This window comes from Winogradskyella ouciana (assembly GCF_009709615.1).
GTDB classification, from domain to species: Bacteria; Bacteroidota; Bacteroidia; order Flavobacteriales; family Flavobacteriaceae; genus Winogradskyella; species Winogradskyella ouciana.
In genome coordinates this window covers 86,208-102,169 of sequence record NZ_WJYA01000009.1, presented here as the reverse complement: position 1 = coordinate 102,169, position 15,962 = coordinate 86,208, and the positions used below count along the sequence as shown (strand labels likewise).

At 34.3% G+C, this 15,962-nt stretch carries 14 protein-coding genes; 13 read left to right on the top strand and 1 reads right to left on the bottom strand.

What is annotated here, in order from left to right:
• Positions 1-35: 35 nt before the first annotated feature.
• On the bottom strand, positions 36-938 hold the full coding sequence (gene gldA, locus F1003_RS14390; RefSeq protein ID WP_155090132.1) for a gliding motility-associated ABC transporter ATP-binding subunit GldA: 903 nt from the start codon (positions 936-938) through the stop codon (positions 36-38).
• A 299-nt stretch (positions 939-1,237) separates the two neighbouring features.
• Here gldA and F1003_RS14385 point away from each other — a divergent pair, with 299 nt between their 5' ends.
• From F1003_RS14385 to queA, 13 genes are all read left to right on the top strand, one after another.
• Positions 1,238-2,065, top strand: coding sequence for a prephenate dehydratase (locus tag F1003_RS14385; RefSeq protein ID WP_155090131.1), 828 nt, complete (start codon positions 1,238-1,240; stop codon positions 2,063-2,065).
• Positions 2,062-3,204, top strand: a complete 1,143-nt coding sequence (locus F1003_RS14380; RefSeq protein ID WP_155090130.1) for a pyridoxal phosphate-dependent aminotransferase — start codon at positions 2,062-2,064, stop codon at positions 3,202-3,204. The genes F1003_RS14385 and F1003_RS14380 overlap by 4 nt, the downstream gene beginning before the upstream one ends.
• Before the next feature lie 4 nt (positions 3,205-3,208).
• Positions 3,209-4,060 carry a prephenate dehydrogenase gene (locus F1003_RS14375; protein ID WP_155090223.1) on the top strand — a complete coding sequence of 284 codons (852 nt, stop codon included), beginning with the start codon at positions 3,209-3,211 and terminating at the stop codon, positions 4,058-4,060.
• Positions 4,061-4,087: 27 nt separating this feature from the next.
• Complete coding sequence (locus F1003_RS14370; protein WP_155090129.1) at positions 4,088-5,170, top strand: bifunctional 3-deoxy-7-phosphoheptulonate synthase/chorismate mutase type II; 1,083 nt, start codon at positions 4,088-4,090, stop codon at positions 5,168-5,170.
• A gap of 202 nt (positions 5,171-5,372) precedes the next feature.
• Positions 5,373-7,022, top strand: coding sequence for a protein kinase family protein (locus tag F1003_RS14365; RefSeq protein ID WP_155090128.1), 1,650 nt, complete (start codon positions 5,373-5,375; stop codon positions 7,020-7,022).
• An 87-nt stretch (positions 7,023-7,109) separates the two neighbouring features.
• A complete protein-coding gene (rsgA, locus tag F1003_RS14360) occupies positions 7,110-8,060 on the top strand; it encodes a ribosome small subunit-dependent GTPase A (RefSeq protein WP_155090127.1) in 951 nt (316 codons plus the stop codon).
• The gene (gene dtd, locus F1003_RS14355) at positions 8,057-8,509 is read left to right on the top strand and encodes a D-aminoacyl-tRNA deacylase (protein ID WP_155090126.1); all 453 of its coding nucleotides are present in this window, start codon (positions 8,057-8,059) and stop codon (positions 8,507-8,509) included. Before rsgA ends, dtd begins: the two co-directional genes overlap by 4 nt.
• A complete protein-coding gene (locus tag F1003_RS14350) occupies positions 8,509-9,024 on the top strand; it encodes a metal-dependent hydrolase (protein ID WP_155090125.1) in 516 nt (171 codons plus the stop codon). The genes dtd and F1003_RS14350 overlap by 1 nt, the downstream gene beginning before the upstream one ends.
• Before the next feature lie 131 nt (positions 9,025-9,155).
• Positions 9,156-11,060: a DUF3857 domain-containing protein gene (locus F1003_RS14345; RefSeq protein WP_155090124.1), complete on the top strand. Its 1,905-nt coding sequence runs from the start codon at positions 9,156-9,158 to the stop codon at positions 11,058-11,060.
• Positions 11,061-11,109: 49 nt separating this feature from the next.
• The gene (locus F1003_RS14340) at positions 11,110-13,161 is read left to right on the top strand and encodes a DUF3858 domain-containing protein (RefSeq protein WP_155090123.1); all 2,052 of its coding nucleotides are present in this window, start codon (positions 11,110-11,112) and stop codon (positions 13,159-13,161) included.
• 2 nt (positions 13,162-13,163) lie between these two features.
• On the top strand, positions 13,164-13,490 hold the full coding sequence (locus F1003_RS14335; RefSeq protein ID WP_155090122.1) for a nucleotide pyrophosphohydrolase: 327 nt from the start codon (positions 13,164-13,166) through the stop codon (positions 13,488-13,490).
• A 29-nt stretch (positions 13,491-13,519) separates the two neighbouring features.
• Positions 13,520-14,749, top strand: coding sequence for a 3-phosphoshikimate 1-carboxyvinyltransferase (locus F1003_RS14330; RefSeq protein WP_162306990.1), 1,230 nt, complete (start codon positions 13,520-13,522; stop codon positions 14,747-14,749).
• Between the two features lie 68 nt (positions 14,750-14,817).
• Positions 14,818-15,867 carry a tRNA preQ1(34) S-adenosylmethionine ribosyltransferase-isomerase QueA gene (gene queA, locus F1003_RS14325; protein WP_155090121.1) on the top strand — a complete coding sequence of 350 codons (1,050 nt, stop codon included), beginning with the start codon at positions 14,818-14,820 and terminating at the stop codon, positions 15,865-15,867.
• The last annotated feature ends 95 nt before the right edge of the window (positions 15,868-15,962 follow it).

Genomic DNA, 15,962 nt, shown 5'->3' with positions numbered 1-15,962 from the left:
TTGAGCCTGTACTGAGCACAGTTGAAGTAGGAAGATTAGGATGGGCTACTAGTCAATTCCCTAAACAAACTCTCCAAACTTGCATTTTTCTGATTGAGCTGTAGGATTTTCAACTTGTTATCATGTGCAAAATCAAACACATGAGAACGCATATCATCTTTGGTAGAAAAAGTGATTTCGTAGATAAAATCGTGTGTGTTTTTTACCGAAGTAACTTTAGGTAATTTTAGCAAAAACGCATCTTCTACACGATAGTCAAACTCTACAATAACAACCTGTTTCTCTCCGTCTCTTAAATCTTTTAAATATTTGTCAGCAACAACTTCGCCTTTATTTATAATTATCACACGATCGCACATCGCTTCAACTTCTTGCATAATGTGTGTGGATAGAAAAACGGTTTTTTCTTTGCCAATAGTTCTAATTAAATTTCTAATGTCCACTAACTGATTTGGGTCTAAGCCAGTTGTCGGTTCATCTAAAATCAACACATCAGGATTGTGTAATAAGGCATTTGCCAAACCAACACGTTGCCTGTAGCCTTTAGACAATTGGCCGATTTTTTTGTGCGCCTCTGGAGTTAAACCAGTCAGCTCAATAACGTCTTCAATTCTAGATTTTGAAGCGCCATATACATTAGCATTAAAATTTAAATACTCTTTTACGTACAAATCCGTATAAAGTGGATTGTGTTCTGGTAGATAACCAACACTGCTTTGTACATTCTTCTTATTGGTGTTAACATCAAAACCATTAACATTTGCAGAGCCTTCAGAAGCTTCAATATAAGTGGTTAGAATCTTCATCATTGTGGATTTTCCAGCACCATTTGGTCCTAAAAAGCCAACTATTTCAGCATCTTTCACCTTAAACGAAACATTATTGAGCGCTTTTTGATCCTTATAAAGCTTTGTAATGTTTTTAACTTCAATAGACATATTGGAAAAAGTTTAATCAAAAGTAAGGATTATATAATTTTATGAAGTAATAATTGGTTATTCTTTAAAACTTAAAAATTAATTTCAAAAAACTAATCCAAGCATTTTGATTTGTAAAAATATTAATTACATTAGCCACATAATTAAAGACTTCCACATTTGTGGAAAATAAATATGAACACATCTAAAACATATTTTAACTGGTTTTATTTCTTTTATAGCTAAAGGAACGAGACTGGGTATGTTTTATTTAAAATATAAATTAAAAAAGTCTCGATAACATCGAGGCTTTTTTTATTATGACAAAACCAATAGCGATACAAGGAATTAAGGGGTCGTTTCATCACGAAGTTGCTCAACTTTATTTTAACGATAAAGCAGATGTGATTGAGTGTATGTCCTTTGACGGTACAGTAGATAGTCTTTTAAAAGGCAATACGGATTTTGTTGTTATGGCTTTGGAGAATTCTATTGCTGGCTCAATTATCCCTAATTATGCTTTAATCGACAATCATAATTTAACTATGGTTGGTGAGTACTATTTAGATATTCAGCATAATTTGTTGGCATTAAAAGGTGAAACAGTAGAATCTATAAAAGAAGTGCATTCTCACCCAATGGCTCTACTCCAATGTAAAGTCTTTTTTAAAGATTATCCGCATGTTAAATTAGTTGAAGCTAAGGACACAGCAGACGTAGCTAAACAAATTTCAGAAGAAAAGATAAAAGGCATTGCAGCCATTGCAAGCAAAAAAGCAGCGCATTTGTATGGATTAGATGTTTTGGCAGAAAGCGTTCAAACCATAAAACATAACGAAACACGCTTTGTTATTGTTAAGCGAGAAAATTACGAAGTTGAACGAAAAGGAATCAATAAGGCATCCTTAAAATTTGAATTAGACCATAAACGTGGTAGCTTAGCTACAATACTCAACGTAATGAGTGATTGTAAACTAAACCTAACCAAAATTCAATCTTTACCAAAAATTGATACTCCTTGGAAATATGCCTTTTTTGTCGATGTCACTTTTGAAGATTATAAATATTACGAAAAAGCGAGTTCCATTATGCAGTTAATGGCAGAGAATTTTAAAGTGTTGGGCGAATATAAAAATGCAAGATTATGATTGAAGTATCCAACCGTTTAAAACATGTTGAAGAATACTACTTTTCTAAAAAGTTGCGCGAAGTTGCGTTCTTAAAATCGCAAGGAAAACCAATTATTAACTTAGGTATTGGTAGCCCAGATTTAGAGCCTCCTTCTAAAGCAATAGTTCAATTAAAAGAGAGTTTAGATGATGAGGGTGCAAATAAATATCAGAGTTACCAAGGCTTGCCAGAGCTAAGGGAAGAAATAGCTGATTTTTATAAAAAGCGTTTTAAAGTCAACCTAAGCGGACAAGTAGAGGTGCTGCCATTATTGGGCAGTAAGGAAGGTATAATGCATATTTCAATGGCATTTTTAAATAAAGGGGATGAGGTTTTAATACCAAATCCAGGGTACCCAACTTATTCTTCTGTAACCAAACTATTGGAAGCGAAGCCAATTTTATACGATTTAAAGGAAGACAATCATTGGTTACCAGATTTTATAGCCTTAGAACGTATGGACCTGAGTAAAGTAAAAATTATGTGGATTAATTATCCGCATATGCCAACAGGCGCAAATGCACCCAACAAATTTTATGATGAGGTCATTGCTTTTGGCAAACGCCATAATATTCTTATCGTCAACGATAACCCTTACAGTTTCGTATTAAACGAAAGACCTATAAGTATTATGCGTTATAGGAATGCTAAAGACATCTGTTTAGAGCTTAATTCATTTAGCAAGACGTTTAATATGTCTGGCTGGAGGGTAGGTATGGTTGTAGGGAGCCACGAGCATCTCAGTGCTGTTTTAAAGGTGAAGAGTAATATGGATTCCGGAATGTTTTATGGTGTCCAAAAAGGTGCTATAGAAGCTTTAAAATGTTCAGATATGTGGTTTGTAAGTTTAAACAGTGTATATCAACTAAGACGTGAACTAATTTGGAAATTAGTAGAAGCACTCAATTGTACATACGATGAGCATGCCACAGGAATGTTTGTTTGGGCAAAATTACCGCCAAACATAAAATCCGAAGAGTTTACGGATATGGTATTGAAAAAGCATTCTATTTTCATTGCTCCAGGAACTGTTTTTGGGAGTAATGGTGAGGGTTATGTTCGCTTTTCATTATGTGCACCAGAAGAAATAATAAAAGAAGCAATTGCAAGAATTTAGAGACATGGAGAATGTTTTTGTCATAGGAGTAGGATTAATTGGTGGAAGCTTTGCTTTGGATATAAAAAAGCAAAATTCTGAATGTCACATTTTTGGAATAGATAAAAACGAATCGCACTTAGATGAAGCAATTGGTTTAGGTGTAATTGATGAAAAATCAAGTTTTGAAGAATTAGATAAAGCCGATTTGGTGATTATTGCCATTCCTGTTGATGCTACTTTAGATGTTTTGCCAAAGGTGTTAGATAAAATCAATGACAACACAATTGTGTTTGATGTAGGTTCAACAAAAGAGGATATTTGTCTAAAGGTGAAAAGCCATCCAAAACGTAGAAATTTTTTAGCAGCACATCCTATTGCAGGTACGGAATTTTCTGGACCCAAAGCCGCTCTAGAAGGTCTGTACAGAAACAAAACAAATATAATTTGCGAGGTTGAAGAGACGGCATTCAAACTTCAGGAAAAAGCGTTGAAACTATTTTCAGAATTAGGGATGCGTATTCGCTATATGAACCCTAAGGCTCATGACAAGCACATTGCTTATGTATCGCATTTGTCTCACATCAGTTCATTTATGTTGGGTAAAACAGTGATTGAAAAAGAAAAGAATGAACGCGATATTTTTGATATGGCAGGCAGTGGTTTTGAAAGTACAGTGCGTTTGGCAAAAAGTTCGCCAGCCATGTGGACACCAATATTTCAGCAAAATAAAACCAATGTTATAGAAACTTTAGACGAATATATAAGTAACCTCAAACATTTTAAACAGCTTATGGAGAATGGTGATTTTGAAGCCGTCTATAATGAAATGGAAACTACAAATCATATAAAAGACATATTAAACGGAATACAATAAAATTTAGAAAAAGAAGATTAATAGCAGATGGAAAACAAAAAAGAATTAAGGAATTGGTTAGATGCATATAACTTAGACCATCCACTGGTTATCGCAGGACCATGTAGTGCGGAAACTGAAGAGCAGGTGTTAAAAATAGCACATCAACTAAAAGATAGCGATGCTACGGTATTTAGAGCAGGAATCTGGAAACCAAGAACACGACCTGGAAATTTTGAAGGAGTTGGTGCATTGGGCCTAAAATGGCTTCAAAAAGCAAAAGAAGAAACAGGTATGAAGATAACTACAGAGGTGGCCAATGCCAACCATGTAGAATTAGCCTTAAAACACGATGTAGATATCCTTTGGATTGGAGCGCGTACTACGGTAAGCCCATTCATAGTTCAAGATATTGCCGATGCTTTAAAAGGAACCGATAAGCCTGTGTTGATAAAAAATCCAGTAAACCCAGATTTGTCATTATGGTTAGGTGCAGTAGAGCGTTTTTATACAAATGATATCAAGAATTTAGGTGTCATCCACAGAGGATTCTCAACTTATGAAAAAACACGATATAGAAATAATCCGGAGTGGCAAGTGGCTGTAGATCTACAAAACCGTTTTCCTGATTTGCCATTGATTTTAGATCCTTCGCATATTGCAGGTCGTCGTGATATTATTTTTGATTTAAGTCAAACAGCTTTAGATTTAAACTACGATGGTTTAATGATAGAAACACACCACGATCCTGATAACGCGTGGAGTGATGCCGCACAACAAATTACACCAGAAACTTTAATAAAGTACACTGAAGATTTAAAAATCCGAAAGGAAGTAGGTGATGATAAGGCATACAATAACAAAATAAACACCTTAAGAACTCAAATCGATGTGGTGGATCATCAGTTGATTGAGATGTTAGGGAAGCGTATGAATATAGCCGACGATATAGGGCAGTTAAAAAAAGAGCACAATGTTGCCGTGTTACAGTCTAAACGTTGGAATGAGATTTTAGGAAAAATGATTCTTCAAGGAGAAGAGAAGAACTTAAGTGAAGAATTTATTCTTCGTGTGTTTAAAGCCATTCACCAAGAATCGATTAATCACCAAGAGAAGATTATTAATCATTAAGACCAGAATATATCTTAAGAGAGGCTCGCAACAGCGAGCCTTTTTTATGTGTTGTGTTTACTAACTTAAAGCGAGTTCTACAATCAATATTATTGCAGATGGACGTCATTTAGAGGTAGTTAAAGCTATAATAGGCTAAAAACACTGTTGCATTGTAATAAAATTCTTATCATTGCCACCTCAACAACAAATGTATTTAATAATGAAAAAAAATTACCTATTGCTAGCATGTGGTTTACTATTTACAATGCTGTCATTCTCTCAAATCCAAGTTGGAGATTTTACAATTACCCATGGTGCAGAAATTGAGGATAACTCTTTAAAAATAGTAAGAATTGCTGGCGAAGCCGATGGAAAAATTTATGCATTGGCTAACAAGAAAAAGAAATTCTACATTAAAGTATTTAAATCTTCAGATATGTCTATTATATCTACAAATGAAATAGACCTGTCTAGTTTTAAAGATAGATCCATAGATTTTGAAGAAGTAGGCATGATAGGTAATAAGGTATATGTTTTTGGAAGTGTTTACGATAAAAAAGCAAAAACAGCACATCTGTTTGGAGTTGAAGTTATGGAAAGTGGAAAACTTGCAAACGAGCAGGTAAAATTGTTTTCTACTGAGGTAACCAAAAAGAGAGAGCAAGGTGCATTTTACTTTAAGGATTCACCAGCTGGTGACCGTCTGCTAATTATGCATGCAGCACTTTTTGATAAAGAAGAAGTGATTCAATATGAAATTAAATTATTGAACGAAAACCTAGATACGGTAATGTCCCATATCGAAAAAGTACCTTTTGAAGACAGAAGAGATCTTGAGTTTACCATCGCAGATTATGATGTGAGTGTAGACGACGATGTGTTTTTGGTAATCAATGAAAGCTTTAGGGATAAAAAGGCTAAAACCAATAATGAAAAATTTCAGGTGCATGCTTTCAAAAGCTCAAATGGTTATGCTAAAGAAGTTATAGATATAAAATTTCAGGATAAAGAAATTATCAACTGTGAGATGCTAGCCAATAAGGAAGGCTTGTTGCATTTAGTTGGATTTTATTCTAGTGTTAGAAAAAACGGAAAAGCAAATAAGGAGCTGAAAGGAATCTATGCTGCAGCTATAAAAGTTTCCAATAATGAAGTAGAGCGCTTAAACTTTAATGAGTTTGATTACGATACTAAAGTTAAATTGATTGGTGAGCGCAGAGCTAAGAAAGGAAAGGATGTAAAACCATTATACGTTACGCATAGCTTAATCGAAAAAAATGATGGAGGTTTAATATTATTGTCAGAATACCAGTTAATTATTCAAGGTAGAAGTTCTGGTATTGGTCCATTGGCATTTACTCCAATTACGTTTATAAATAATGAAATTATAGTAACCTCTTTAAATCCAGATGGTACTGTTGCATGGTCTAATGTAATTCCTAAAAAGCAAAAAGCGGCTTACACAACATTATCTCTTGGAATTTTTGGATTCTCTAACCAAGGAAATTTTTCAGTAAGTGCAGGTATTATGGTGCCATTAACCGTTATGGGAAAAGGGCCAGAATATCTTAGTGCTATGCCAATTTATCATAATGATAAGTTAACTGTAATCTTTAACGATAACACAAAAAATTATGGTGTAACTGATATCGAAAAAATCAAATGGTTAGGTAATTACAATAAAGCGGTACCAGCTGCAATGACCTTTAATGATGATGGTAGTTTTACAAGATTAGATCAAGAAAATGTGGAGAAATATCAGTTGGTATTACGTCCAAGGGTTTTCTATAGAACATCACCTTCAGAATATATTATCTATTCTTCTAGAAAGAGCAAGGATAAATTAGGAAGAATGAGTGTGGGTCAATAATCTGCTCTGTAATAAAAAATTAAAAAGGCTGTCTTATTAGGTAGTCTTTTTTTGTACCATTAAACAATATTAGTCATCTTTGTAGTAATGACAGGAACAGTATATAAATCTACAGGTAGTTGGTACACCGTTAAAACCATGAACGGCAAGTTCTACGACTGCCGTATTAAAGGTAGGTTTAGGTTGCAAGGCATTAAAAGTACCAATCCTATTGCTGTTGGAGATAAAGTACAATTTGAACTCGAAACAAAGAATAATACTGAAACTGGAGTCATAAATAGAATTGAAGAGCGTAAAAATTACATTGTGCGCAAATCGGTAAACCTGTCTAAGCAAACACACATCATTGCATCAAACATAGACCAGGTATTTCTTTTGGTTACCATAGACAATCCGCCAACCTTTCCAAGTTTTATAGATCGCTTTTTGGTGACTGCAGAGGCATATTCCATCAAAACGATTTTACTGTTTAATAAGATAGATACTTATGATGAAGAAACTTTATTAGAAGTAAAATATTTAGCGAGTATTTATAGGCAAATCGGTTACGAATGCATAAATATTTCAGCAAAGACAGGTGAAAACATAGACAAGGTAAAAGTGCTAATGGTAGATAAGGTGAGTATGTTTGCGGGTCACTCTGGTGTGGGTAAATCTACCTTGGTTAATGCTATAGAACCCTCCTTAAATTTAAAAACCAAGGAAATATCTGAGCAACATATGCAAGGACAGCATACCACAACCTTTGCGGAAATGTTCGATTTAAGTTTCGGTGCAAAGATTATTGACACACCAGGTATAAAAGGATTTGGTGTTGTAGATATGGAAAAGGAAGAGGTTGGTGATTATTTTCCAGAGTTTTTTGAGTTAAAGCAAGATTGCAAATTCAATAATTGCTTACACCTAAAAGAACCAAAATGTGCGGTAAAAGAAGCACTGGAGAATGATGAAGTATCTTACTCAAGATATAGGAGTTATATTCAAATCTTAGAAGGAGAAGATGAGCATTACAGAACTGATAATTGGGATAACGAATGAGAGCAGTTATACAGAGAGTTTCAGAAGCTTCAGTCGTTATTGATAATACAAAAGTAGCATCCATTAAAAAAGGGCTTCTAGTATTGCTAGGCATAGTTAATGATGATATCCCAGAAGACATAGACTGGCTCTGTAAAAAGATTGTGAATCTTCGTGTTTTCCCAGATGAAAATGATGTGATGAACACATCGCTTTTAGATTCAGGAGGTGATGTAATTCTTGTGAGTCAATTCACGCTACATGCCAGTACTAAGAAAGGAAACAGACCAAGTTATATAAAAGCTGCGAAGCCAGATGTTGCAATTCCTTTATATGAAAACTTCATCGAAGAACTTAAAACACAATTAGGTAAACCCATACAAACAGGTGAGTTTGGTGCAGATATGAAAGTTCATTTGGTTAATGACGGCCCTGTGACTATAATTATAGACTCTAAGAACAGAGAATAATGGCATCAATTTTTGGTCATGGATTAGTAGCTTATACCACTTCAAAAGTCATAGATTCAAGATCCAGTAAACTGCTTTTACTTTTAGCAATTATATCGGCAATCATCCCAGATATTGATGTATTGGCGTTTAATTTTAGAATTCCTTATTCACATCCATTTGGGCATAGAGGTTTTACACACTCTATTCTGTTTGCGATTATTTGGAGTGCTTCGCTGGCCTTATACTTCGGTAAAAACAGAAAGCTCATATTTTCAATTGTTATATTCCTGTCAACCATCTCTCATGGTATTTTAGACGCGATGACAAATGGAGGTAAAGGGGTTGGGTTCTTTATTCCGTTTGATAATACAAGATACTTTTTTTCATTTAGGGAAATTATTGTATCACCTATAGGCGTTGAAAATTTCTTTTCAGAATGGGGAATGCATGTTATTATCAGTGAACTAAAATATATAGCTGTTCCTTGTTTAATACTTTTAGCAGTAATATTTTATGTAAAAAATCGAAACTGAATAATACAGGAATTCTATTTTAATTGCAGATAATCGAAAATTTCAAAAGCGTAAGAAATATATGATATAAATTATTTGCTGAACTAGATTTCCTTTTTATATTGTAGTACCTAACATAATTAAATCACTACATGCCCAGCATAAAATCGGCCTTTTTCGCTTTCTTATTTTCATTTTCTTTTTTTTGTTTTTCCCAGTCCGAAGCAGATTATAACGCACTTCTCGTGCCTGTAGAGTTAAAGACCAAGGCAAATGCTGTGGTCAGGTACGAGAAAAAGACCGTTGAGATTGTAGGCTATGATGAAATTGTGGTTAAAAATAAACGTATTGTAACCATCTTTAATAAGTATGGAAAACGACATGCCAATGCGGTACAATTTTATGATGATCATAGGGAAATAGAGCATATGGAGGCGCGTATTTATGATGCCCTGGGTGAAGAAATAAAAAAAGTAAAGGAAAGAGATTTTACAGATGCAAGTGCTGTAAGTGAGATATCTATTTATGAAGATGATCGCGTGAAATACCTAAATTATATGCCTTTAAAGTATCCTTATACTGTAGAATACACGTCTGAGGTAATTTATAGGAGTACCGCTTTTTTTCCAGATTGGAGACCTGTAGGTGATTATTATGTTAGCTTACAACATGCCGAATATGAAATTATCAATACTGCAGGAGTAGAGCTAAAAACCAAGAAAGAAAATTTTGAAGGCACTAATATCGAAGCACTTTCAGAGCATCATTTTGTTGCTACAAATGTGCCAGCAATTAAGTATGAAGCCTATACGCCAGGATTGAGTAGCATTGCTCCACGTTATAAAGTAGCTATGAAAAAGTTTAATATGGTAGGTGTAGAAGGAATCAATAACAATTGGCAAGACTTTGGCAAATGGATGTATGATAGGTTATTGACTGGCACAGACGCTATACCACAGACTACAATTGATGAGGTTAAACAACTCACGGCAGGAGTAGATGATAAGATAGAGCGTGCAAAAATGGTCTATAAGTACATGCAAGATAAAACCCGCTACATAAGCATACAGGTTGGTATTGGAGGTTGGAAACCCATGATGGCGAACGATGTGGATAAACTTGGCTACGCAGATTGTAAAGGTCTTACCAATTATACTAAAGCGCTATTGGAAGCTGTAGAGGTGCCATCTTACTATACGGTTGTTTACGGAGGAAGAAGTATTACAAGTATTGATGCTGAGTTTTCTGCTATAGAAGGAAACCATGTGATTCTATGTGTGCCAGATGAAAACGAAAATATTTTCTTGGAATGTACAAGCCAAACTAGCCCTTTCGGCTTTACGGCAGGTTTCACTGATGATAGAGATGTATTATTGGTAAAACCCGAAGGTGGAGAAATAGTGCATACCAAAGTTTATGAAGCTGATGATAGTGTTCAACAAACAACGGCAAATATTAACTTGGATGAAACAGGGAGTTTTGAAGCCAATGTAAATATCACAACAACGGGCTATCAATACAATTTGCACGAAGGTGTCGAAAACAAAACCGCAAGAGATCAGCAATTACATTACAAGGAGTATTGGGACAATATCAATAATATAACCATTGATAATATTACAATAGAAAATGATAAAGAAAACATAGTATTTAAAGAAGATGTAAAACTATCATCAACTAATTATGCGTCTAAAAGTGGTACAAGACTCATATTTCAGCCCAATATGTTTAATAAGGTTACCGATATTCCACCAAGATATTCAGAACGCAAATTAGAATTTAAGATAGACCGTTCTTTTAAGGATGTAGATGAATTTATAATTAAGTTTCCAGAGACCCTAAAAGTGGAAGCTATGAGTGAAGGTAAAACCATTGAAACTAAATTTGGGACTTATAAATTTAAAATAGAACAACTAGAAGACAACACCATAAAATATACAAGAACATATATCTTAAATAAGGGTAACTACCAAAAAGAAGATTACAAGGCTTTTAGGGATTTTAAAAAGAAAATTGTGAAAAACGATAAAACTAAGATTGTTCTAGTCGCCATTTAATCCTGAATAAAAATTCAAATCAATTAATAACCATCAATTTAATCAACATATGAAAAATCTAATATTTACAGTAATTGCAATTTTTGGAATAACTGTAATCAATGCACAAAATTATAACTTTGGTAAAGTGTCTAAAGCTGAATTAGAAGAAAAATTTCATCCTTCTGATTCATCTGCTAATGCTGCCATTTTGTACAGAAATGAAGATATCAAATTTACGTTTAATCAAAATACGGGCTTTACGCAACAAAAGGAGATTACAATGCGTATAAAAATTTATAATAGAGAAGGTTTTGAATGGGCTACTGAAAAAGTTTTATTGTATAAGGGCGATAACGGAAATAATGAAAAAATAAAAGGTCTCAAAGGACAAACATATAACCTCGAAGGAAATAAAATCAAAAAGGATAAGCTAAAAAGTGACGGGATTTTTGAAGAAAAAGCTTCTGATATATTTGAAGTTTCGACTTTTACCATGCCTAATATTAAAGAGGGATCTGTAATTGAGTACACCTATAAAGTAATTTCTCCCTTCTTGCAAATAGATGACGTTAATCTTCAATTTAGAATTCCTGTAAAAAAACTAGATGCTAAGATTGCTACACCTCAAATATATAGATACAACGCTCGTATAAATCCAAAAGCGTTTTATGTGCCTGCTTATACTACTACAAAAGAGGACAAGACTTTAACGACAACTACTAAAGTTAGAACGGAAACTAGGGTAATTGGAAGTGGTACAAGATCAGGTGGAGGTACCTTAAACTCTACTTCTTACGACAAAAATGACACCAATTATTTTGATAATGTAATTTTATTCAATCTTGAGGATATTCCTGCGTTAAAAGCAGAGTCTTTTGCTGGTAATATTAATAATTATAGAGCAAAGTTAAGTTTAGAATATGAAGCAAGGTTATCATTAAGTGGCGTTGTTGAGAAATCTTATGCTTCTAGTTGGGATAGAGTGTCTAAAAGTATTTATGACAGTCAAAATTTTGGAGGTCAACTCGTTAAGTTTAATTTCTATAAGGATGATTTAAACTCTGTTCTAGAAGGAGTTGAGGACGATTTTCAGAAAGCTTTTTTAGTAGAAAACTTAGTGAAGTCTAAAGTAAAATGGAATGGCAACTATGGTAAATATGCGCAGAAAGGAATTCGATCTGCCTATAAGGATGGTGAAGGTAATGTTGCCGATATAAATTTGTTGGTTACTTCCATGCTTCAGTCTATTGGGCTAAATGCAAATCCGGTTTTAATAAGTACCAGAAATAATGGAGTGCCATTATTCCCAACAAGAGAAGGGTTCAATTATGTGATTTGTATGGTGCAAAGCGGTAATTCTTATCTGTTAATAGATGCTACAGAACCATACAGTGCAGGTAATGTGTTGCCAGAACGTGTGCTCAATTGGCAAGGAAGATTACTGTTAGATGGAGGAACATCGAGATGGGTAAACATTAAGCCTAACGAAAAGTCATCAGAATCTACAATGCTAAATGTAAAGCTAGACGAGGATTTTATAGCAACAGGAAAAGTGAGAAAGAACTTCACTTCTTATTTGGCAATGAATTATAGAAAGCGTTATACCAATTTAAGCACGGATGATCATATAAAATCTCTGGAATCCAATAAAGGAGCTTTAGAGATTAGTGAATTAAGCTATGAGAATGATAAAGACTTGAGTCAACCTGTTAAAGTTACATACGACTATGAGTTATCTGATGGAGTGGATGAAGTAGGTGATAAATTATACTTCTCTCCACTTTTATTCTTGGCAATGAAAGAGAATCCATTTAAACTTGAAGAACGTTTATACCCAATAGATTTTGTAATACCTTACGAAGATAAGTACATGGTAAACATAATGTTGCCAGATGGCTATGTGGCAGAATCGCTTCCACAAAGTGAAGCCATGTCATTTAAAGAAGGACAAGCAAAGTTTGATTATGTAGTCAAGGAGAATGGTAAATATTTACAGCTAATGGTAAGGTTGGAGATAAGCAATCCATTGATTCAACCTGTAGATTATGAAGATTTTAAGGCATTTTTTAGTAAAATTGTAGAAAAGCAAGGAGAGCAGATAGTATTAACAAAGACGTAATCATGGATTTAAAAGGTGCACAGGTAGAAGTAGATAAATGGATTAAGGAGCATGGAGTAAGGTACTTTAATGAACTTACCAATATGGCTCAGCTTACCGAAGAGGTTGGGGAAGTTGCACGTATTATTGCAAGGCGCTATGGTGAGCAAAGTGAAAAGGAAAGCGATAAAGACAAAGATTTAGGAGAAGAATTGGCAGATGTGGTATTTGTGGTGCTATGTTTAGCAAACCAAACCGGAATAGATTTGCAAGATGCCTTTGATAAAAAAATGAACAAAAAGACTAAACGAGACCACGATAGGCACCATAATAACGATAAATTAAAGTAGATTTGTAGCTACAAATAATTTAAGTATTAGTGGATATTCATATTCTTAAATCGTCAATTGCCAACCGTCAATCTTCTATAACTATTACAGGGTCTAAAAGTGAGTCTAACCGATTGCTCTTGCTACAAGCTTTATATCCTCAGATACGGATTGAAAACCTTTCTAATTCAGACGATTCTTTGCTTATGCAAAAAGCGTTAACATCTAACGCTGAAGTTATCGATATACACCATGCAGGCACTGCCATGCGTTTTTTAACAGCTTATTTTTCTATTCAAAATAACCAAGAAGTGGTTCTTACTGGTTCGTCCAGGATGAAAGAACGGCCAATAAAAATCCTGGTAGATGCTTTGAGAGATTTGGGAGCAGATATTAGTTATTTAGAAAATGAAGGTTTCCCACCGTTAAAGATAAAAGGAAAAAAACTATCCAAATCAAAAGTCACATTAAAGGCCAATGTCAGCAGTCAATACATTTCCGCATTGCTTTTAATAGCTTCAAGATTAGAAAATGGTATTGAGCTTACGCTAGACGGAAAGATTACATCCATACCATACATAAAAATGACATTAAGTCTTTTGGATGAACTTGGAATTAAATCCGAATTCAAAAGCAATAAAATCAGTGTTCAGGCACATGTTTCAAGTGATAAATCTCAAACGTTGGTTGTAGAATCAGATTGGTCTTCAGCATCCTATTTTTATAGTATTGTAGCGTTGAGTGAATTGAATACGGAAATTACGTTGACATCCTATAAAAAAGATTCACTGCAAGGAGATTCAGTGTTAGCAGAGATTTACAAAGAATTTGGTGTTGCAACCAAGTTTAAAGATAACTCCATTGCACTCACCAAATCGTCAAACATCGATAGTCAATTGTCAATTGATTTGGATTTAAGTAATGCGCCAGATATAGCACAAACTATTGCTGTTACAGCATTTGGCTTAGGTTTAGAATGTTATATGTCAGGTTTACATACCTTAAAAATCAAAGAAACAGACCGTTTAGTAGCATTAAAAATAGAGCTGGAAAAGTTAGGAGCTGAGGTAGAAATTACAGACGCTACTTTGCACCTTAAACCTTCTAGTATAATTAACAGTGATGTTTCCATAGCAACATACAAAGATCATAGAATGGCGATGGCATTTGCACCACTTGGCTTAAGAACGTCATTAACCATTAAAGATGCTGATGTTGTAAGTAAATCGTACCCTGATTTTTGGAACCATCTAAAGTCTTTGGGCTTTAATTTAAAATAAACCTCTATTTACTTGACAAGGCCTATGCTGAGATTGTATATTTGCAACTTCAAAAAATTACTATTTAAATGAAATTATCACACTTCAGTTTTGACCTTCCGGAAGAATTATTAGCAGAACATCCTGCAGAACACAGAGACGAATCGAGATTAATGGTTCTCAATCGGGAAAAGCAAACGATTGAACATAAGCAATTTAAAGACATTATTGATTATTTTGACGAAGGTGATGTTATGATAATGAATAATACCAAAGTTTTTCCTGCCAGACTTTTTGGAAATAAGGAAAAAACAGGTGCACGTATTGAAGTGTTTTTATTAAGAGAACTTAATCAAGACCAGCGTTTATGGGATGTGTTGGTAGATCCTGCACGTAAAATAAGAATTGGGAATAAGTTGTATTTTGGTGAAGATGAAACATTGGTTGCTGAGGTCATTGATAACACAACGTCTAGAGGCCGAACATTACGTTTCCTTTATGATGGATCTTACACAGATTTTAGAAAAAAATTAACGGAGCTTGGTGAAACACCACTTCCAAAGTACATAAAAAGAGATGTAGAGCCAGAGGACGAGGAACGTTATCAAACGATATTTGCAAAAAATGAAGGTGCTGTAGCTGCACCAACTGCAGGTTTGCACTTTTCTAAGCACCTATTAAAACGTTTAGAGATCAAAGGTGTGGAAATGGCAGAAGTAACATTACATGTTGGTTTAGGTACTTTTAACCCTGTAGAGGTAGAGGATTTATCCAAACATAAAATGGATAGCGAAGAAATCGTTATTACCCAAAGAGCTGCAGATAAAGTTAATAAAGGTATTGAGAATAAAAAGCGTGTTTGCGCTGTAGGTACTACATCTATGCGTACAGTAGAGAGTTCAGTATCTTCTAATGGGAGATTGAATGAATTCGATGGTTGGACAAACAAGTTTATCTTTCCACCTTACGAGTTTAGTATTGCCAATTGTATGATTACTAATTTCCATACACCAAAATCAACCTTGTTGATGATGGTCTCTGCATTTGCAGGTCACGATTTTATGAAAAAAGCATACGAGGAAGCCGTAAAGGAAAAGTATAGATTCTATTCTTATGGTGATGCTATGCTAATTATCTAGAGCAGAAAATAAAATAATCTTAAAAGCCTCTTCACTTCGATAAACTCAGTGACAAGAGGCTTTTTTTATGCATGGGATATTACGATAACATTTAA